This is a genomic window from Haloarcula terrestris (assembly GCF_031624315.1).
In the GTDB taxonomy this organism is placed as follows: domain Archaea; phylum Halobacteriota; class Halobacteria; order Halobacteriales; family Haloarculaceae; genus Haloarcula; species Haloarcula terrestris.
The window spans coordinates 1-17,869 of the sequence record NZ_JAMQOM010000006.1; the positions used below are offsets into that span (position 1 = coordinate 1).

At 64.3% G+C, this 17,869-nt stretch carries 21 protein-coding genes; 7 read left to right on the forward strand and 14 right to left on the reverse strand.

The window, feature by feature from the left end:
* Window positions 1-459: 459 nt before the first annotated feature.
* From NDI54_RS14315 to NDI54_RS14355, 9 genes are all read right to left on the reverse strand, one after another.
* Window positions 460-1,221, reverse strand: a complete 762-nt coding sequence (locus NDI54_RS14315; protein ID WP_310897117.1) for a response regulator — start codon at window positions 1,219-1,221, stop codon at window positions 460-462.
* Between the two features lie 98 nt (window positions 1,222-1,319).
* The gene (locus NDI54_RS14320) at window positions 1,320-2,060 is read right to left on the reverse strand and encodes an HFX_2341 family transcriptional regulator domain-containing protein (protein ID WP_310897118.1); all 741 of its coding nucleotides are present in this window, start codon (window positions 2,058-2,060) and stop codon (window positions 1,320-1,322) included.
* An 88-nt stretch (window positions 2,061-2,148) separates the two neighbouring features.
* Complete coding sequence (leuD, locus tag NDI54_RS14325; RefSeq protein WP_310897119.1) at window positions 2,149-2,847, reverse strand: 3-isopropylmalate dehydratase small subunit; 699 nt, start codon at window positions 2,845-2,847, stop codon at window positions 2,149-2,151.
* 100 nt (window positions 2,848-2,947) lie between these two features.
* Window positions 2,948-4,369 carry a 3-isopropylmalate dehydratase large subunit gene (leuC, locus tag NDI54_RS14330; protein ID WP_310897120.1) on the reverse strand — a complete coding sequence of 474 codons (1,422 nt, stop codon included), beginning with the start codon at window positions 4,367-4,369 and terminating at the stop codon, window positions 2,948-2,950.
* Window positions 4,366-4,629 carry a hypothetical protein gene (locus NDI54_RS14335; RefSeq protein ID WP_310897121.1) on the reverse strand — a complete coding sequence of 88 codons (264 nt, stop codon included), beginning with the start codon at window positions 4,627-4,629 and terminating at the stop codon, window positions 4,366-4,368. Before NDI54_RS14335 ends, leuC begins: the two co-directional genes overlap by 4 nt.
* Window positions 4,622-5,653 carry a ketol-acid reductoisomerase gene (gene ilvC / locus NDI54_RS14340; protein ID WP_310897122.1) on the reverse strand — a complete coding sequence of 344 codons (1,032 nt, stop codon included), beginning with the start codon at window positions 5,651-5,653 and terminating at the stop codon, window positions 4,622-4,624. Before ilvC ends, NDI54_RS14335 begins: the two co-directional genes overlap by 8 nt.
* On the reverse strand, window positions 5,646-6,233 hold the full coding sequence (gene ilvN / locus NDI54_RS14345) for an acetolactate synthase small subunit (RefSeq protein WP_310897123.1): 588 nt from the start codon (window positions 6,231-6,233) through the stop codon (window positions 5,646-5,648). The genes ilvC and ilvN overlap by 8 nt, the downstream gene beginning before the upstream one ends.
* An 8-nt stretch (window positions 6,234-6,241) precedes the next feature.
* The gene (gene ilvB / locus NDI54_RS14350; protein ID WP_310897124.1) at window positions 6,242-7,999 is read right to left on the reverse strand and encodes a biosynthetic-type acetolactate synthase large subunit; all 1,758 of its coding nucleotides are present in this window, start codon (window positions 7,997-7,999) and stop codon (window positions 6,242-6,244) included.
* 345 nt (window positions 8,000-8,344) lie between these two features.
* A complete protein-coding gene (locus NDI54_RS14355) occupies window positions 8,345-9,589 on the reverse strand; it encodes a LeuA family protein (protein ID WP_310897125.1) in 1,245 nt (414 codons plus the stop codon).
* 135 nt (window positions 9,590-9,724) lie between these two features.
* Here NDI54_RS14355 and NDI54_RS14360 point away from each other — a divergent pair, with 135 nt between their 5' ends.
* On the forward strand, window positions 9,725-10,027 hold the full coding sequence (locus NDI54_RS14360) for a DUF5779 family protein (RefSeq protein ID WP_310897126.1): 303 nt from the start codon (window positions 9,725-9,727) through the stop codon (window positions 10,025-10,027).
* 57 nt (window positions 10,028-10,084) lie between these two features.
* On the opposite strand, the gene NDI54_RS14365 is transcribed toward NDI54_RS14360, so the two are convergent.
* Both NDI54_RS14365 and NDI54_RS14370 read right to left on the reverse strand, forming a co-directional pair.
* Window positions 10,085-10,363 (reverse strand): hypothetical protein, encoded by a 279-nt coding sequence (locus NDI54_RS14365; protein ID WP_310897127.1) that lies wholly within the window; start codon window positions 10,361-10,363, stop codon window positions 10,085-10,087.
* Window positions 10,364-10,484: 121 nt separating this feature from the next.
* On the reverse strand, window positions 10,485-11,171 hold the full coding sequence (locus tag NDI54_RS14370; protein WP_310897128.1) for a VOC family protein: 687 nt from the start codon (window positions 11,169-11,171) through the stop codon (window positions 10,485-10,487).
* Between the two features lie 120 nt (window positions 11,172-11,291).
* Between NDI54_RS14370 and NDI54_RS14375 the strand changes: the two genes are divergently transcribed.
* Both NDI54_RS14375 and NDI54_RS14380 read left to right on the forward strand, forming a co-directional pair.
* The gene (locus tag NDI54_RS14375; protein ID WP_310897129.1) at window positions 11,292-11,972 is read left to right on the forward strand and encodes a hypothetical protein; all 681 of its coding nucleotides are present in this window, start codon (window positions 11,292-11,294) and stop codon (window positions 11,970-11,972) included.
* A gap of 47 nt (window positions 11,973-12,019) precedes the next feature.
* A complete protein-coding gene (locus tag NDI54_RS14380; protein WP_310897130.1) occupies window positions 12,020-12,430 on the forward strand; it encodes a hypothetical protein in 411 nt (136 codons plus the stop codon).
* Between the two features lie 19 nt (window positions 12,431-12,449).
* On the opposite strand, the gene NDI54_RS14385 is transcribed toward NDI54_RS14380, so the two are convergent.
* Together NDI54_RS14385 and NDI54_RS14390 are read right to left on the reverse strand one after the other, a co-directional pair.
* Complete coding sequence (locus NDI54_RS14385; RefSeq protein ID WP_137682350.1) at window positions 12,450-12,659, reverse strand: ribbon-helix-helix domain-containing protein; 210 nt, start codon at window positions 12,657-12,659, stop codon at window positions 12,450-12,452.
* A gap of 44 nt (window positions 12,660-12,703) precedes the next feature.
* Window positions 12,704-12,865 (reverse strand): hypothetical protein, encoded by a 162-nt coding sequence (locus NDI54_RS14390; protein ID WP_310897131.1) that lies wholly within the window; start codon window positions 12,863-12,865, stop codon window positions 12,704-12,706.
* Between the two features lie 206 nt (window positions 12,866-13,071).
* On the opposite strand from NDI54_RS14390, the gene NDI54_RS14395 reads away from it, so the two are divergent.
* Window positions 13,072-13,242 (forward strand): hypothetical protein, encoded by a 171-nt coding sequence (locus tag NDI54_RS14395; protein ID WP_310897132.1) that lies wholly within the window; start codon window positions 13,072-13,074, stop codon window positions 13,240-13,242.
* Here NDI54_RS14395 and NDI54_RS14400 read toward each other — a convergent pair.
* Window positions 13,231-14,406 carry a Xaa-Pro peptidase family protein gene (locus NDI54_RS14400; RefSeq protein WP_310897133.1) on the reverse strand — a complete coding sequence of 392 codons (1,176 nt, stop codon included), beginning with the start codon at window positions 14,404-14,406 and terminating at the stop codon, window positions 13,231-13,233. The two genes, NDI54_RS14395 and NDI54_RS14400, sit on opposite strands and share 12 nt — an antisense overlap.
* 189 nt (window positions 14,407-14,595) lie before the next feature.
* On the opposite strand from NDI54_RS14400, the gene crtD reads away from it, so the two are divergent.
* From crtD to cruF, 3 genes are read left to right on the forward strand one after another with little or no spacing between them, the layout of a single operon-like run.
* Window positions 14,596-16,083, forward strand: a complete 1,488-nt coding sequence (gene crtD, locus NDI54_RS14405) for a carotenoid 3,4-desaturase (protein WP_310897134.1) — start codon at window positions 14,596-14,598, stop codon at window positions 16,081-16,083.
* Between the two features lie 3 nt (window positions 16,084-16,086).
* The gene (locus tag NDI54_RS14410) at window positions 16,087-16,971 is read left to right on the forward strand and encodes a prenyltransferase (RefSeq protein ID WP_310897135.1); all 885 of its coding nucleotides are present in this window, start codon (window positions 16,087-16,089) and stop codon (window positions 16,969-16,971) included.
* Window positions 16,964-17,845: a bisanhydrobacterioruberin hydratase gene (cruF, locus tag NDI54_RS14415; protein ID WP_310897136.1), complete on the forward strand. Its 882-nt coding sequence runs from the start codon at window positions 16,964-16,966 to the stop codon at window positions 17,843-17,845. The genes NDI54_RS14410 and cruF overlap by 8 nt, the downstream gene beginning before the upstream one ends.
* Window positions 17,846-17,869: the final 24 nt, after the last annotated feature.

Below are 17,869 nucleotides of genomic sequence, written 5' to 3' on the forward strand. Positions count from 1 at the left end.
GTGGTTCGTGGCAAAGTCTCGAAACGTCTGTGCAAGGTTCCTGAGACGCCCCATATCGCCAGACGGCGTCCAATTCCCCTGAAATCAGCGATACAATCCGCAGACGGCGTCGGCGTTCAACGGAGCAATGCGGTCCGATATGTGGACAAACGGTGCGTTTCACCGAGAAGAAGCGCGGACAAGGGCGTTCGGAGGCAGAAACGACAGTGCGTTCCGGGGAGTGGCACGGGTGACCAGCGGACGACGTGAGCGTGTGGAGGGCCGAAGTGAATCGGGAGGGGTGATCGCTGGCGACCCGTGCGCAACTGCTCGTAGCGAGGGGAGCTATGTAGGTTCTATCTCAATACTAACGATACAGTTGATACCATGTATACTATCAATACAATAGGGCCACAGTGACAGGAGCACCGAACTGAAACGGGCCGTAGAACCTGACGGGCAAGCGTGTACGCAGTCGGACTACCGGTACACCATCGCCTGGGCGACTTTCTCGCCGCGGTAGTAGCCGGGTGCAGTGGCGATTGTCGCCGTTTCCACTTCGCCTTCGGCGGTCACCACACGGTACTCCCGTTCGGGAACGGAGACATCGTCACGCATCAGGCGCTGAAACCGCTCTCTGGCCGTGTCCTGCTCGTCAGGATGGAGAAAATCGCTCGCCTTCTTCCCGGCGATTTCTGCGAAGGAGTCCGCATCAAGGAACGTTACGGCCGCCTCGTTGGCGTACAGGGCCTTCCAGTCCCGGTCAAAGAGGAGGATCGGGATCGGCGCAGTGTCGACGAGGTTGTGATACCTGTCTTCCGTGCGCTGGACCGCGGTTTCGGCCCGAGCGCTCCGGACCGCGTTCTGAATTCGGTTCGCCAGAACGGTGTACTGCTCGGTCCCGGTCTCTTTCTGGAGATAGTCGGTAACGCCGGCCGAAATCGCCCGGCTCGCGATTTCCTCTGATCCCTTGCCGGTGAACAGAATGAACGGCAGTTCCGGGTAGTCGTCCCTGACTAGCTCCAGGAAGTCCAGCCCGTCCCGGTTCGGCATGTCATAGTCGCTGACGATGCAATCGACCGGTTCGTTACGGAGCACTGTCAGCGCCTCCTCGACGCTTGTCGCGGATTCCACCGAGACCACGGCGTCTTCCCGTTCAAGGAACTCGGAGACAATCTCAGTAAAACTGGAATCGTCGTCGACGTGGAGTACCGTCACATCGTCTATCGAGAAATGAGTCATACGGAGAGCGTTGCCAGATTGTAATTAATTTAAGTGTGAAACCACAAAAGCGTTGTCTCCTGTTTAATACGTGGTATGAAAGTTTGAATGACAGGATGTCAGAGCTTGTGTTGGAACGCGTGACGGACGTTCTCGCCGGTCTCGGTCAGTGCCACCTGTTTCGTCCGACCGACATCGCTGACCGTGATGTAGCCGTCGTCCGCGAGCGGGTCGATGATGTTGGCGTTCAACAAGGCGAACTTCGCCTTCTCGTTTGCCGGATCCGCATCATCGATGAACGCGAGGCCAGCGTCCTCTGCGAACTCGATGAGGTCCGACTTCTTGGCGGTGTAAGTGTCCGTGTTCGTCCGCTTGAGATAGTCAAGCACCGCGACCTGGTCCCGGGAGATGGCTTCGATGGGGTATGACGGCAGGACCTCCGCGCGCTCCATCCCGCGAGTGAGCGGTTCCGTCGAGACCGATGGGACGTGTTCTTCGGGGTGGACGTAGTACGCCGTTGCTTCTGTCGCCATGCACGCTATCGCGCTCCCGATAGCCGCCACTTTCGGCCCGCTGGAGACGTTGACGCGGACGATGTCTTCGAGATGGTCGGCTGTTAGCGTCGTCACCACCGCCAGCACGTCGTAGAGATCGTGTAAGTCCGTTCGGTGCAGTTCGACGCTGACGCCGTTGGCGTCGAGGTCTTCGACGAGGGCCTGCTGGTACGGCGTCAGCCGCGACGGTTCCGTCGTTCCCGTGAGGAGATACACATCATCGGCGTTGTGCTGGTGGATCGGCTCGGCAATCCGGTCGCGTTCGTGCCCCAGCGGGGCGATGTGTATCTCGCGGATCTGGTCCATGCGGGAAGGACGTGACCGGCACAGCTATTGTTCTTCCCATTTCCGAGACAGAACATCGTCGCGCAAACCGAGGTCGCAAGCGACCTCGCTAGTCGTCCGCTTCGAGTTCCGACCGCGTCTGATCGAGATACGGCAACTGCGAGGCCGTCTCCTCGATGGCGTTCCGGTTGGCCTTCATCAGCGCCGTCGTGTCCCAGTTGCCCTCGACGAGGGCCTCCCGCTGGGCGCGGTCGACGCTGACGTTGATCTCGTTGTCGAGCTCAGAACTCGGAGAGTTCTGATCGGCTCCGGAATCTGACGATTCCGGAACGCCGTAGGTGACTGTCTCCGCCCGCACGTCGACTTCGATCTTGCCGTCGGGGTTGTCCTCAATCCACTGCTGGAGCGCGTTGATCGTCTCGTGGTCGGCCGTGACCGTCGGGATACCGAGCGCGAGACAGTTCCCAGCGAAAATCTCGGCGAAGCCCTCGCCGATGATGGCGTCGATACCCCAGCGCATGAGCGCCTGTGGCGCGTGTTCGCGCGAGGAGCCACAACCGAAGTTGTTGTTGACGACCATCACGTTCGAGTCCTGGAACCGCTCCTCGTTGAACGGGTGGTCTTTCTCATTGTCCTCGTCGTCGAACCGCAGGTCGAAAAAGGCGAACTCGCCCAGGCCGTCGAAGGTGACTACCTTCATGAACCGAGCCGGGATGATCTGGTCCGTGTCGATGTCGTTCCCGCGGATCGGGATGCCAGACCCCTCGACGTAGTCGACCGACGGGATGTCCTCAGTGGGGTCGCTCATGCGACCACCTCCAGCGCTTCGCGCTGAGTAGGTCGCATGGTTCGCTCACGGGTCGCGTTGCTCCCCGTTCGCGTATCCGAGACGCTTCGCGTCTCGCTTCTCACGCTAAATTCACCTCCTTCAGTTCGCGCACGTCAGACACTTCGCCGGTGATCGCCGCGGCGGCGACCATCCGGGGGTTCATCAGGACGGTGCGGCCGTCCTTGCTGCCCTGGCGACCGACGAAGTTCCGGTTGGAGGATGAGGCACAGGCCTCGTCGCCCTCCAGCTGGTCCTCGTTCATGCCCAGACACATCGAACAGCCGGCGTTGCGCCACTCGAAGCCGGCTTCCTCGAAGATGTCCTTCAGGCCTTCCTCCTCGGCGGCGCGCTGGACGCGCTGGCTGCCGGGGACGACGAACGCTCGCACGTCGTCGGCGACCTCGCGACCCTTGACGATGCGGGCCGCGCGACGGAGGTCGGGCAGTCGAGCATTGGTACACGAACCCAGGAAGGCAACGTCGATGTCGTAGCCTTCCATCGTCTGGCCGGGCTCGACGCGCATGTGCTTCTGTGCGCGGCGGGCGGTGTCGACCTTGTCGTCGGCCAGCGATTCGGGCTCGGGAATCGGGTCGTCGATGCCGATGCCCTGGCCCGGTGTGGTCCCCCACGTGACGACGGGATCCAGTTCGCTCGCGTCGATCTCGACCACGTCGTCGTATTCGGCGTCGTCGTCCGAGCGGATGGACTCCCAGTACGGCTTGAGTTCCTCGAACTTCTTGGGGTGCTCCTGGAAGTAGTCCGTCTGTTCGAGCCACTCATAGGTGGTCTCGTCGGGGTTGACGTAGCCCGCGCGAGCACCGCCCTCGATGGACATGTTACAGATGGACATCCGGCCTTCCATGTCGAGGTTCTCGATGGTCTCGCCGGCGTATTCGTAGACGTAGCCGACGCCGCCCTCGGTCCCGAGTCGGCGGATGATTTCGAGGATGATGTCTTTTGCTTCGACGCCCTCGTCGAGTTCGCCGGTGACCTCGATCTTGCGGACCTTCTGTTTCTCCATCGCGATGGTCTGGGTCGCCAGCACGTCCCGGATCTGGCTGGTCCCGATCCCGAACGCGAGCGCGCCGAAGGCGCCGTGAGTCGAGGTGTGGCTGTCGCCACAGACGATGGTTTTGCCGGGCTGTGTGATGCCCTGCTCCGGGCCGATGACGTGGACGATACCCTGGTCGCCCGTCGTCGGGTCGGAGAACTGGATGCCGGCGTCGCGGACGTTCTCTTCGAGTTCGGCCATCATCGTCTCGGCCGCGTCGTCGCTGTAGGGCCGGTCCTGGTTCGCGGTCGGGACGATGTGGTCGACCGTCGCGTGAGTCAGGTCCGGGCGCGCGACCTCGAGGCCGCGCTCTTTGAGCATGCCAAAGGCCTGCGGGCTGGTGACCTCGTGGATGAGGTGCAGTCCGACGAACAGCTGGTCCTGGCCGTTGGGCAGGGTCGTCACCTTATGCTTGTCCCATACCTTGTCGTACAGCGTGTTTTGACTCATACTGTCTCGTCCCGTCCTTCGGTTCCACGCTCGTACGCGCGAGTGACACCCTCGCCGGGTGCCTCGTGGTCGATGTCTTCCATCGTCTCCTCGGCCTGCTCCTCGTCGCGTTCGCCACCGTCGGCGGCGACGACCGGGCCGCGGCGGAACACCGCGCCGAAGGTCGCGCTCGTCTTCGGGTGGGTGTGCTGGACGCTGCGCATTGTCTCGCGTGACTCGCTTCCCGTGTCGCTCGGTGAATCTGTGTGCTCGTTAGTCATCTGCGGGGGCTTCTTCCTTCTGGGCGTCGGCGTCTTCGCCCCACGCGAACAGTTCGCGCAGGCGGCCGCCGACTTCCTCGATCTGGTGGTGCTGTTCGGCGTCGCGGTACTGCTTGTAGGCGGGTCGGTTGGCCTGGTTCTCGTTGATCCACTCGCGGGCGAACTCGCCGTTCTGGACCTCTTCGAGGATCTTCTCCATCCCCTCGCGGTCGATGACTTCCTCGCCGCGCGTGAGGCCGCCGTACTCGGCGGTGTCGGAGACGGAGTTCCACATGCCCATGTGGCCGCCCTCGTACATCAGGTCGACAATGAGCTTGAGCTCGTTCAGGCACTCGAAGTAGGCCATCTCCGGCGCGTAGCCGGCGTCGACCAGCGTCTCGAAGCCGACCTTGACCATCTCGGTGACGCCGCCACAGAGGACGGCCTGCTCGCCGAAGAGGTCCGTCTCGACCTCTTCCTGGAAACTGGTCTCGATGACGCCGGCGCGAGTACAGCCGATGCCCTTCGCGTAGGCCAGGGACTCTTCCTTGGCGTTGCCGGTCGCGTCCTGATAGACAGCGATGAGGCCGGGCGTGCCTTCGCCGCGCTCGTAGGTCCGGCGGACGAGGTGTCCCGGGGACTTGGGCGCGACCATCGTCACGTCAACGTCTTCCGGCGGCTCGATCTGGCCGTAGTGGATATTGAAGCCGTGGGCGAACTGGAGCGTGTCGCCGGCGTCCAGTCCGTCCTCGATGGCCTCGTACACGTACGGCTGGACCGTGTCGGGGACCAGCATCACGACGCGGTCCGCCTCAGCGGCGGCCACGTCAGGGGCCTCGACGCGGAGGCCGGCGTCTTCGGCCTCGGCCCGCGAGGACGAGTCCTCACGGAGGCCGACGACCACGTCGACGCCCGATTCGTGGAGGTTCAGCGCGTGGGCGTGGCCCTGTGAGCCGTAGCCCAGTACGGCTACGGTCTCGTCGTCGAGTGTCGATACGTCAGCGTCTTCGTCGTAGTAGACTGTTGTGGTGAATTCGTCAGACATCTTTCTCTAATGTTTTCGGGCCGCGTTCCAGTGCGGCGGCCCCGGTTCGCACGATCTCCTGCACGTCGAACTGCTTGAACGCCTCGACGGCGGCGTCGATCTTCTGCTTGCTGCCCGTGATCTCGACGGTGACCGAGTCGGTCGACGCGTCGACGGCCTGTCCGCCGTACATGTCAGCGATGGCGTTGACATCGTCGGGCTTCTCGCCGCTGACTTTCACCAGCGCGAGTTCCCGCCGGACGGACTCGCCTTCGAGTTCGCTGACGGAGATGACGGGCACGAGCTTCCGCAGTTGCTTTTTCGCCTGATCGATCCCCGGTTCCGGCTCCTCGATGAGGATCGTCATCCGGGCTGTGTCCTCGTCGACTGTCGGGCCGACGGTGAGGCTTTCGATATTGAACTGCCGTCGGCTGAACAGCGCCGACACCTCCGAGAGGACGCCCGGTCGGTGTTTGACCAAGGCTGACAGCACCGCCTGTCGCGGTTCGTGGGTCACTTCGGCCTCGGGGTCAACGCGGATTCCCTGCGTGTTGCGTCGGCCCTTCGGGCGCATCCGTTCGTCCGGCGCGGGGCCTGGCATTCCTCCTGTCATAGTTGGTCCAGATGGTCTTCTTCGAGCGCGAACAGGCCGTTGTCACCGCCGCTCGGGACCATCGGGAAGACGTTCTCCCCGGGGTCGATGTGGGCGTCGATGACGCTCGGCCCGTCGTAGTCGCGTGCTTCCTGAATCGTTTCCTCGACGGTCTCGTACGATTCGAGCGTGAACCCGCGCGCGCCGAAGGCCTCGGCGAGCTTGTCGAACTGCGGGATCCACGGGTACTCCGAGGCCATCCGGCGGCCCTCGTAGAAGCCGTCCTGCCACTGGCGGACCATCCCGACCGCCTCGTTGTTCAGAACGACGTAGGTGATATCCAGTTGCTCTCGAACGGCGACCGAGAGGCCCTGGACGGTCATCAGGAACGAGCCGTCGCCGTCGAAGCAGACGACCTCCTGGTCCGGCGCGGCGAGTTTCGCACCGATGGCGGCGGGCACGCCGTAGCCCATCGTCCCGAGGCCGTGGGAAGACACCCACGTCCGGGGTTCGGTGTACTCCCAGAACTGGGAGGCCCACATCTGGTGCTGCCCGACACCGGTACAGACGATGGTGTCGTCCGGCGTCAGATCCGAGAACGTCTCGACGACGTACTGCGGTTTCAGCGGCTCGTCCTCGGGCATCTCGTAGGTCATCGGGTACTCCGACTTCCACTCCTGGCACTGCTCGCGCCACTCGTCGGCGTCGGGCGCGCGCGGCATTGCGTCGAACAGCTGCCGGAGCACTTCCCGGGCGTCCCCGATGAGCGGGTGGTCGGCGTAGATGTTCTTGCTGATCTCGGCGGGGTCGATGTCGACGTGGATGATGTCCGCGTCGGGGGCAAAGGAGTCGACACCGCCAGTCAGGCGGTCGTCGAAGCGCGTCCCGATAGCCAGCATGCAGTCGGTGTTGGTGATCGCCATGTTGGCGTACCCGGTGCCGTGCATGCCGGCCCACTCGAGCGAGAGTTCGTGGTCCTCGGGGAAGCTCCCGATGCCGGGCATCGTCGTGATGACCGGAATCTCGTACTCCATGGCGAACTCCCGCAGCGCGTTCGAGGCGTTTGCCTTGATGACGCCGCCGCCCGAGAGGATGACGGGACGGTCGGCCTCGGCCAGCGCCTCGGCGGCTTCCTGGACGTGCTCGTCGTCGGCCTCCTCAGGGACGTGGTAGGTGTCCGGCGTCTCCGGCGTGCCGGGTTCGACCTCGGTCTCGCCCTGGGTCACGTCCTTCGGGAGGTCGACCAGCGTCGGTCCCTGTCGACCGGCGTCGGCAAGCGCGAACGCCTCGCTAACGTCGTCGCCGACGGTATCTGAGTCGGCGGCGAAGTAGCTCTCCTTCGTGATCGGCTGGGTGATACCCACCGTGTCGGTCTCCTGGAAGGCGTCGTTGCCGACGAACTCCGTCGGGACCTGGCCGGTCAGGGCGATGACCGGGTCCGAGTCCATGTTCGCGTCGGCGATGCCGGTCACGAGGTTCGTCGCGCCGGGGCCGGACGTGGCGAAACAGACGCCGGGGTCGCCAGTGACGATCCCGTACGCGTCCGCCGCGTGCGAGGCCCCCTGCTCGTGGGCCATCGTGACGTGGTTGATGTCGGAGTCGTACAGCGCGTCATAGACGGGCATGATCGCCCCGCCCTGGACGCCGAAGACGTAATCGGTCCCGGCGTTTTCGAGCGCGCGAATGACCGATTGTGCGCCCGTCGTGACCGGTTCCTGTTCGGTCTCGGACTCGGTGTCCGCGTCCTCTTTGGAGACTGATGCGTGTTCGCTCATCGTGCCATCCCTCCGTCTGTTCGTGTCTGCGTTCGATACCGCGGTAATGTGTGTGCTGCGTGCATGACTGGTGACTCTGTGGTGTTGTGGCGAATCGATCCGACCGGATATGAAAATGTGAAGAGAGGGGCTATAGGGCCCCTACAATACGCGCGCCGAGAATAGCGGTCGCGGCGCTGGCGAACGGTCGAACCTGACGCCCAGCGGCCGCGGTCATCACGTCTGAAAGCAGTTCGTCCCGAATAATAAACGTTCTGTGAGAGCCCCTGTCGAACACCGTCGCGGGACCGGGCACTCACCCGTGGCTGCTCACTCGTAGTGACGGCCGGAGGCGAGGGCATGGGCCTACGCCCGGACCTCCTCGCTCTCCTCGGTCACGCCGATTTCCTCGGCGAACCGTTCGAGGACCGACATGGTGACCTGCTCCTCCGCGCCGTACTCCTTGACGCGGCGGGTCACTTCCCGAACTTCGGCCTCGGTCGGGTCGTAGCCCGCGTCGACGAGCCGCTCCCGAACCGAGTGCGCTCCGGTGTGTTTCCCGAGCACGAGTTCGCGCGTAGCCCCGACCATCTCGGGGGTCATGACGCCCGGCTCGAACGTGTCGGAGTTCTCGATGACGCCCGCGGCGTGGATGCCGCTCTCGTGGGAGAAGGCGTTGCGCCCGACGACGGGCTTGTTCGCCGGCACCCCGATGTCGGACTTCTCCTCGACGATCCGCGACAGCTCCGTGATGCGGGTGGTGTCGATTCCGGTGTCGACATCGTACAGCGATTCCAGCGCCATTACGACCTCTTCGTAGGCCGCGTTGCCGGCGCGTTCGCCGATGCCGTTGACCGACACCTGCGCCTGGCTGGCTCCGGCCTCGAAGCCGGAGATGGCGTTGGCCGACGCCAGCCCGAAGTCGTCGTGCGTGTGCACGTCGATGTAGGCCTCGGTGCAGTCGTCGACAATCTCGATGAGGTCGTAGAACCGCCGCGGCGTGGCGACCCCACACGTGTCCGGAATGTTGATCCAGTCCGCCCCCGCCGCGGACGTGGCCTCGATGACTTCGACGAGGAAGTCCTCGTCGGTCCTCGTGGCGTCCATCGGCGAGAACATGCACTCGACGCCCGCGTCTTTGATCATCTCGACACAGTCGACGGCAGTGTCGAGCGCCTCCTGACGGGTCGCGTGCATGGAGTCCTGCAACTGTACGTCCGACGTCGAGACGAAGGTGTGGACCATGTCCACACCCGAATCCAGAGCCGCCTCGATGTCTTTCTCGACCACACGCGCCAGTCCGCAGGTCGTCACTCGCGTGGACTCGGCGATGTCCCGAACTGCCTCGAACTCCGCATCAGAGTTGACGGGGAACCCGGCCTCGATGACGTGGGTGCCCATCTCGTCGAGCAGCGCGGCTATCTCGCGTTTGTCCTCGTAGTTGAACGACGTGCGTGGTGACTGCTCACCATCGCGCAGCGTGGTGTCGAAAATCCGTGCGTCTGTTATCTCAGACGTGGAATCCAGTGTGCCCTGGAAGAACTCGATCCGCCGGAGATCCCGACGTGCCCTCGTTGTTGGACATAAGCACCTGTATCTGGTCGCTTCCACTATTTATAGCTGTTCATAAATCGGGTGGCACGTGGACACGACACACGGGCGCGACCACGATACCGTAGCCAGCGCGGCTGCCGCGCGTCAGACAGGTGGGGAGGATTTTTGCTCCGCCCGCGCATGTATTGGGTTATGAGCGATTTCGAGGGGCTGGACCTGCAGGCCGTGGAGGACCAGATGGACGACGACCGGGACGGCTCGGGTAGCAACCGGGTCGTGCTGGGCGTCCTCGACGGGTCGGAACCGGCCGAGCAGTGGCTAACCACCATCGAGAACGGGTCCGTGCTGGTCCTCAACGTCGAGGGCGACCTGAACGAACTCGCCGCCGGGTTCGCCCGGCCGGTCCGGGAGGCCGGCGGGGAACTGATGCATTTCCGTGGCTTTCTCGTCGTGACGCCGCCGGGCGTCAGCATCGACTCCGAGCGCCTGGAGTGAGCGGCGTCACAGGCAGCTTCGAAACGGCGGTCCTGCAACGGATGGCGACAGAACCGTTCACGGTGAGAGAAATCGCTGCAGCAGTCCGTGCCAGACGCGAATACCGTGGTCCCACGCCTGCCAGCAGTCATCGAGAAAACGGGGAGAGCGCCCAGCGGCGTGTCTCGCTCGGCTCGTGAGCTCGGTGTGACAGTCCGGGCAGCGGTAGTGGGTCCCGCGGTGGGTTTCGACGACGATCCAGTCGCCGTCGTACCGGCTCTGGTGCCCACAGTCCGGACAGAACAGGGTCGCCTTCGGCGGGACATCGCGCTTGGTCCGGGAGTCGGTCGGGGACATCCTCGGGTGGAAGGTGACTGTCGACACGAAAAGAACCTGCCTATGAGGGGTCTATACGGCTACTAGTATGAGGGAGGTCATTATATTCGCTTTCAGGGACGGGTCTCGACGCCTGCGGCCGCTACGCAGACACCAGCGTCAGGTAGTGCCCGTCCGGGTCCCTGATGCGGACGCCCTCCTCAACTGACGTGACCGACAGCGCCTCCCCAGCCACCGCGTCGGCCGCGGCCTCGGGGTCCGCTGCGACGACACCGAAGTCGACGTGAACGCCGCCCCGAGCGTCAGCGATGCCGAGCCGCGGCGACCACAGTTCCAGGTCGAGGTCGCCCGTCGACAGCCTGACTCTGCCTTCGTCGCGGCCGTCGTCGACCAGTTCGAACCCCAGCGCAGTGTAGAACTCCGTCGCTGCCGACAGGTCCTCCACTTCGAGGACGAGTTCGAACAGCCCCGTGACGCCGTCGCCGTCGACCGCCCGCTCGCCGAGTTCGACGCAGTTGCCCTCGGTGTCATAGAAGTACAGGGAGCGGGCGTCCCCGAAGGTGTGCTCGACCAGGTCGAAACGCTCGTCCAGCCGGTCGTACCAGTCGTCGTACTCCCGGTCGGGAATCGTGAGCGCGTAGTGGGTGTGCAGGCCGCCGCGCGGGACCGTCCCCGGTGCGCGGAGCCTGAGTTCGGTGTCACCGGCTGCGAGCACGGCTTCCTCGGGTGTTTCTGAAACCACGTCGAGTTCAAGGAACGCCTCGTAGAACGCCGTCGCACGGTCCGGGTACTTCACCTCTAACGTGACCCAGGCGGGCGATGAGAGCATACTCGCCCTTCGACCGCCACGGACAAAGCCGCTGTGGACGCCGCCCGAGGGTGACACAACGCCGAGACTGTCTTGTCCTGTTCTCGACCATTTATTCCTGTCTGGCGCGTACAACGGGGTATGCCAATCAACGGAGACGACTCGACGACCGGCTGGGTGGAGACGAACCGCTGGGACCGCGGGGCGAGCTGGATCGCCTATCCCGATGAGATGATGGTCCGTGTCAGCCACGCGCTCTCGACTGACGCCGGCGTGTTCGTCGTCGACCCGGTGGATGTCGACGGCATCGACGACCTGTTCGCCGACTTCGGCGAGGTGGCCGGCGTTGTCATCCTGCTGGACCGGCACAAGCGTGACAGCGCCGCCGTCGCGAACCGCCACGACGTACCGGTGTACATTCCCGAGTGGATGTCCGGCGTCGAAGGCGACATCGACGCGCCGGTCGAACGCATCCACCGGCAACTGCCGGAGACGGACTACGGCGTCCACAAGATCATCGATAACTCGTTCTGGCAGGAGGCCGCGCTGTACGGCGACGAGGACGATACACTGGTGATTCCGGAAGCGCTCGGGACGGCTGATTACTTCCTCGCCGGCGACGAGCGCCTCGGCGTCCATCCGATGTTGCGCCTGTTCCCGCCGAAGAAACTCGCCCGCCTGGACCCCGAGCGGGCGCTGGTCGGGCACGGCCACGGCGTGATGGACGACGCGACCGAGGCCATCGCGTACGCGCTCCGCGGGTCACGGGGCCGGACGCCGGGCCTGTACGCGAAAAACCTCAAATCGCTCGTGCTGGGCTAAATCGACGCAAACGACGCCGTTTTACCCGGCCCGTGCGAAAGACTGGCGTGGTCTACGTTACCCGCGGACTCGTCGAGACGCTGTTACGGCTCGCCAGCGAGGCCGAACCCGATGACGTGACGATTTCGCTGGCCGTCACGCCGGCCGGGGAGCTCCCCGATGCGGACCTGGCCGACGAGACGCCGGTGTTCACCGACTTCTATCTCCCCTCGGCCGGGGCCTCTGTCAATGCGGTGTTCGGCGTTGACTTGGGGACGCCGGCCGGCCAGACACAGGGTCGGTTCGTCTCTCATCCCGACGGGTACATGGGCGTCAGCAAGACCGACGACCTACACGAGGTGATCTTCGTCGGTATCCCCCCGTGGGACGCCGATGCCCTCGGGGCCTTCGACAGAGCCGGGCAGGAGCGGGGGGTCACGATTCTGGATATCGAGCCGCCCGAGAAGTATCCGCAGTAGCGCACCGGCTCCGAAATCGCTATTCCAGGTAGCCCAGATCACGCAGCTGGTCAGTGATGTCCTGAAACTCCGCTTCGGTCAGCTCGCCTTCCCGCTGGTGCTGGACGACGATGCTCCGGAGCAGGAACCGAACGAGGTCCGAGGTGCTGGAGAAGCTCGTTCCTTCGATTGTCTCCTCGACACGCTCCGCGAGATCCTTCGGAATCGACACCGTGGTGTAATCGGACATGTCGAAACGGAAGCGGGCCGCCGGGATATGCGTTGTGTCCTAGTTTAGCGCGGATCCGTGGCCTCGGTGTCGAACTGGCCCATCGTGGCGTCATTAGTCGGCGCGAACATCTTCGGCGCGCGGCGAGAACTGTCCGCGTCGTCGAAGGGCAGTGTGGTTGTCGGGTACGAGTCGTCGTTTCGGGGGGTCGTGATTCGTGTTGTCATCCTGGGGGTCGTGTCGGTCGGCGTCTGTGGTTCGTGGGTGGTGCGGTGTCAGGTCGGCGCGAAAGGCATACGTCGGATACAAGCATTGGGTACCCACACCTTTCGACGCATCCATAATAAATGTTCATGATGGAGCTATGGAAAATACTGAAGTGTGGTAACAAGCCTATTGCAAGAGTGTCCCACAACTTCAAACGGTGGCCAGAATGAAACTGCGACCCCGACCGTCGGGACTGCTCGGCACGGATGGCGGTGATTCGACCGGTATGCGCTATGAATGGACGCTGTGTGGCACTCGGGCCGAAGACGCAAAGGCGGCCTGTCCGGCCTGTGGCGGCCAGATGAACGGCTCTGAGGTGACCGGCTCAGACGACTAGCTGGATTTCGTACTCGGTCAGGTTTTCGTACCCGTCAGCAGTGACGACGGCGATGTCCTCGATTCTGACTCCGCCCACGTCGGGGTCGTAGAGGCCGGGCTCGATGGTGACGATGTGTCCCGGTTCGAGTTCGCCGCCGTTCGGTGAGAGCCGCGGGAGTTCGTGCACGTCCAGGCCGACGCCATGGCCCGTACTGTGGATGAACCCCGTCTCCGTTCGCTCGTCGTCTCGCAGTGTCGGTTCGCCGGCGTCCTCGTACACGCCACAGACGGCGTCGTGTACGTCCGCACCGGTCGCACCGGGTTCCAGCGCGTCGAACGCCGCCGCCATCGCACGTTCGGTGAGGTCGTGCCACTCGCGCACCGCGTCGCTGGGTTCGCCTTTCACGAACGTCCGCGTCATGTCGGCGTGGTACTTCGTCGCCTTGTCCTGCGGAAAGATGTCGATGATAATCGGCTCGTGGGCGGCTAGCGGCCCGCTCCCGCGGTCGTGGGGGTCCGCGGCGTCTGCCCCACACGCGACGATTGTCTCGTCCAGCGAACAGCCGTTGCGAAGCAGCGTCACCTCGATTTCTTCTTTCACCCGCTCGCTCGTCAGCGTCTCGCCGTCGACTTCGAGCGTGTCGTCAGCAGCGACCTCCGACGCTTCGAGCAGCGATTCGGCCGCATCCATGGCCGCTTCGTTGGCTCGCTGGGCCGTCCTGATGTGAGCCACTTCGCCCTCGGTTTTCGTCGCCCGGATCTCCGTAACGATGCCGTCGGTGTCGGCGGTCACGTCGACGCCGCGTGCGCGCAGGCCGTCCGCCGTTCGAAGCGGGAACCGCGGCGGCACGGCCACGCTGTCCACGTCGTATGCCGCAAGGAAGTCCGCGAGGACGTGTGAAACTGCCTCGTCGGGGCCGTACTCCTCGACTTTCTCCTGATGGTCGAAGTCGACGTAGCGCTCGACGGTGTCGGCCCGGGACTCGCGCTTGGCTCGGCCGAACTCCAGGCTCCGCGGAAAGAGGAGATGCGTGTCGCCGTCGTACAGCGTGATGAACGGGTCCGGGGCGTCAAAGCCCGAGAGGTAGTACTGGTCGGACACCTCGGAATCCGCATCGAGGAGGTAGCCGTCGACGCCGGCGTCGTCGAGATACACGTCCAATGCTGAGAGGTCGGGTTCCATGCCCGCCAGTCCGGTCCCCACCCACATATACGTCTCCCACTGGCCCGATCTGTGGCCCGAAAATACAGGCGGTCGCCGATTCCGATAGCGTAGATAGTACCGACGGAGTCTCCGTCATGTGGCCACGTGTGCCATACCAATGCAGTTTGGCCGCTCATTTATTGACACTCCAGCCCCTCTGTACTGGTAATGAGTGACTTGTCCGGTGAAGACGTGGCTGTCGTCGGCGGCGGCATCGGCGGCCTCTCCGCCGCGTGTTATCTGGCGGACGCGGGGGCCGACGTGTCGCTGCTTGAGAAAAACGAGCAAGTCGGCGGCCGCGCCTCCCGGCTTGAGGCCGAGGGATTCCGGTTCGACATGGGGCCGTCGTGGTACCTGATGCCTGACGTGTTCGAGCGGTTCTTCGCGTACTTCGGCAAGGAGCCACGGGACTACTACGACCTCCAGCGACTGGACCCCCATTACCGGATCTTCTTCAAGGACGGCGACCGGATCGACGTGACCGGCGACAACGAGGAGATGGCCGGGAAGTTCGAGGAGTACGAACCCGGCGCGGGCGAGGCCTTCGAGGACTACCTCGCGACGAGCGAGCGCCACTACGAGACGGCGATGAACAAGTTTGTCTACAAGGACCGCTCGGAGCTGCGGGACTGGATCGACCTCGACGTGATGACGGCTGCCCCGGTCGGCCTCCAGCTCATCGGGTCGATGCAGGGCCACGTCGAGGACTACTTCGAGCACCCGAAGCTCCAGCAGATCATGCAGTACACGCTGGTCTTCTTGGGTGGGTCGCCACGAACCACGCCAGCGCTGTACAACATGATGAGCCACGTCGATTTCAACCTCGGCGTCTACTACCCCGACGGCGGCGTCGGCGCGGTCGTCGACGGCCTGGTCGAACTCGGCGAGGAACTCGGCGTCACCTACGAGACCGACGCCGAGGTCGACGAAATCGCCCGCCGCAAGCAGGGCTTCCTCGTCGAGACGGTCCACGGCGAGACGACTCACCCCGACGAAGTGGTCGTCAACGCCGATTACGCCCACGCCGAGCGGGAACTCCTGCCCGACCACGAGCGCCAGTACGACGACGAGTACTGGGACGACAAGACCTACGCACCGTCGGCCTTCCTCATGTACATGGGTGTCGAGGGCGACGTGGAGCCGCTGGAACACCATACGCTCGTCCTGCCAACGGACTGGGACCCCCACTTCGACGATATCTTCGAGGACCCGGCCTGGCCCGACGACCCGGCGTATTACCTCTGTGTCCCCTCGAAGACCGACGACAGCGTCGCGCCCGACGGCCACTCGAACCTGTTCGTGCTGGTCCCCATCGCGCCGGGGCTGCACGACGGCGACGAGATTCGCCAGGAGTACCGCGAGAAAATCCTGGCCGACATCGCCGACAACACCGGCGTCGACCTGCGCGACCGCATCGTCTACGAGAAACAGTTCGCCGTCTCCGACTTCGGCGAGCGGTACAACGCCACCGAGGGGACCGCCCTCGGGCTGGCGCATACGCTCCGCCAGACAGCGCTCTTGCGGCCAAACAACCGCTCGTCGGCCGTCGACGGCCTCTACTTCACGGGGTCGTTCACGACGCCCGGCATCGGCGTGCCGATGTGTCTCATCAGCGGCGAACACACTGCGAAGGCGCTCATCGAGGACATCGCCTGAGTAATGCCCGAACTCCCGACCGACCGCATCACCGCCGTCATTCCGCCGGAGGAGACGCTGGTGGGGTATCTGTTGCGCCTCTCCAGGCCGCGCTTCTGGCTCTATCTCGGCGGCCCGGTCATCGTCGGCGTCAGCTACGCGGCCGACGGGCCGGGGGAACTGTTCTCGCCGCTGGCTATCGCGCTGTTTTTGTACTTCACTATCCCCGCGAACGTGTTCCTCTACGGCGTCAACGACATCTTCGACGCCGACGTGGACGAGCACAACCCCAAGAAAGACGAGGGCCGAGAGGTCAGCTATCGCGGAGACAGCGCCATTACGGCCATCGTCGTCGCCAGCGGCGCGCTTGCGTTACTGTTCGTCTTCGGGCTGCCGATGCTCGGCGTCGTGGCCCTGTTCGCCTGGCTGGCGCTTTCTATCGAGTACTCGGCCCCGCCGCTACGGTTCAAGACAACGCCGTTTCTGGACTCCGTCTCGAACGGGCTGTACATCCTGCCGGGCGTCATCGCCTACGCCGCCATCGAAGGGATGGCCCCGCCAGCGACGGCGGTCGCCGGCGCGTGGCTCTGGGCGATGGGGATGCACACCTTCTCGGCGATTCCCGACATCGAACCCGACCGCGAAGCGGGTATCCAGACGACGGCGACGTTTCTGGGCGAGTCAAACACCTACTACTACTGCGTGATGTGCTGGCTCACGGCCGCGTTCGTGTTCACCTACACCCACTGGGTGTTTGGCCTGCTACTGCTGGTCTACCCCGGCCTCGTCTTCGGGATTCTCGGCATCGGCGTCGACATCGATGAGGCCTACTGGTGGTACCCCGCGATCAACACCGTCATCGGCATGCTGTTCACGCTCATCGCGCTGTGGGTGATGCTGTATGGCTAACGAGGATGGGCACACGCTGGCGGGCTGGACGCTCCCGGAGACGAAGACCGAAGCGACCGCCCGGTTCGACCGGTTCGTCACCGAGAACCGGTTTACCATCGCCGTGGTCTTCCCGCTCGTTGGCGCGGTCACCCTCCTTGCCAGCGCCGAGGGACTGTTGCCCGACCCGCTCGCGTTCAACCCCTACTTCGTCCTGTTCGGGACGTTCGTGATGCGACTCCCCCTCGTGGCCGGCGTCTTTCCGCTCGTGGACCGCCGGGCCGGGCTGGCGCTGGTCGCGCTGACGCTGTACTCCTACGGCATCGAACTCGTCGGCGTCCGGACCGGCTGGCCCTATGGGGAGTTTACCTACGGCGTGGACCTCGGCCCAATGCTGCTGGGCGAGGTGCCGTTCGGGCTCCCGGTGTTTTTCTTCCCGCTAGTCCTGAACGCCTACCTGCTCGTCCTGCTGTTGCTTGGCACCCGTGCGGAATCGACCGCGGTTCGGCTGCTGGCGACGCTGGCGACGGTCATGCTCGTCGATTTGGTGCTTGACCCCGGTGCCGTCGCTATCGGCTTCTGGACCTACGAGGTGCCCCAGTTCTACGGCGTCCCCTGGCAGAACTACGCCGGCTGGCTCCTCTCTGGGTCCGTCGCTGTCCTGCTGTTCGACTTCGGGTTCGACCGCGCGGGGCTCCGACAGCGCCTCAATGAGTGTCCGTTCATGCTTGACGACCTCGTGAGCTTCGTCCTGCTGTGGGGCGGCATCAACCTCTTTTACGCGAACTGGGCACCGGTCGGCCTGGCCGCGCTGCTGGGGGCCGGCCTCCTCTGGACGGACCGCTTCGACTTCGACCTCTCGGAAACGCGGCTCGGTCGAGCCGTCTGGCGGTAGTTCGCTGAAGCCGGTGTCGTCCAC

Coding starts and splice junctions, on each gene's coding strand:
- NDI54_RS14320 (WP_310897118.1), bottom strand. CDS start 2,060: ATGGACCAGATCCGCGAGATACACATCGCCCCGCTGGGGCACGAACGC.
- NDI54_RS14360 (WP_310897126.1), top strand. CDS start 9,725: ATGAGCGATTTCGAGGGGCTGGACCTGCAGGCCGTGGAGGACCAGATG.
- cruF (WP_310897136.1), top strand. CDS start 16,964: ATGGCTAACGAGGATGGGCACACGCTGGCGGGCTGGACGCTCCCGGAG.
- NDI54_RS14335 (WP_310897121.1), bottom strand. CDS start 4,629: ATGACTAACGAGCACACAGATTCACCGAGCGACACGGGAAGCGAGTCA.
- NDI54_RS14400 (WP_310897133.1), bottom strand. CDS start 14,406: ATGGAACCCGACCTCTCAGCATTGGACGTGTATCTCGACGACGCCGGC.
- NDI54_RS14365 (WP_310897127.1), bottom strand. CDS start 10,363: ATGTCCCCGACCGACTCCCGGACCAAGCGCGATGTCCCGCCGAAGGCG.
- NDI54_RS14390 (WP_310897131.1), bottom strand. CDS start 12,865: ATGACAACACGAATCACGACCCCCCGAAACGACGACTCGTACCCGACA.
- leuD (WP_310897119.1), bottom strand. CDS start 2,847: ATGAGCGACCCCACTGAGGACATCCCGTCGGTCGACTACGTCGAGGGG.
- NDI54_RS14395 (WP_310897132.1), top strand. CDS start 13,072: ATGAAACTGCGACCCCGACCGTCGGGACTGCTCGGCACGGATGGCGGT.
- crtD (WP_310897134.1), top strand. CDS start 14,596: ATGAGTGACTTGTCCGGTGAAGACGTGGCTGTCGTCGGCGGCGGCATC.
- NDI54_RS14385 (WP_137682350.1), bottom strand. CDS start 12,659: ATGTCCGATTACACCACGGTGTCGATTCCGAAGGATCTCGCGGAGCGT.
- ilvN (WP_310897123.1), bottom strand. CDS start 6,233: ATGCCAGGCCCCGCGCCGGACGAACGGATGCGCCCGAAGGGCCGACGC.
- NDI54_RS14375 (WP_310897129.1), top strand. CDS start 11,292: ATGCCAATCAACGGAGACGACTCGACGACCGGCTGGGTGGAGACGAAC.
- ilvB (WP_310897124.1), bottom strand. CDS start 7,999: ATGAGCGAACACGCATCAGTCTCCAAAGAGGACGCGGACACCGAGTCC.
- NDI54_RS14315 (WP_310897117.1), bottom strand. CDS start 1,221: ATGACTCATTTCTCGATAGACGATGTGACGGTACTCCACGTCGACGAC.
- ilvC (WP_310897122.1), bottom strand. CDS start 5,653: ATGTCTGACGAATTCACCACAACAGTCTACTACGACGAAGACGCTGAC.
- NDI54_RS14370 (WP_310897128.1), bottom strand. CDS start 11,171: ATGCTCTCATCGCCCGCCTGGGTCACGTTAGAGGTGAAGTACCCGGAC.
- leuC (WP_310897120.1), bottom strand. CDS start 4,369: ATGAGTCAAAACACGCTGTACGACAAGGTATGGGACAAGCATAAGGTG.
- NDI54_RS14410 (WP_310897135.1), top strand. CDS start 16,087: ATGCCCGAACTCCCGACCGACCGCATCACCGCCGTCATTCCGCCGGAG.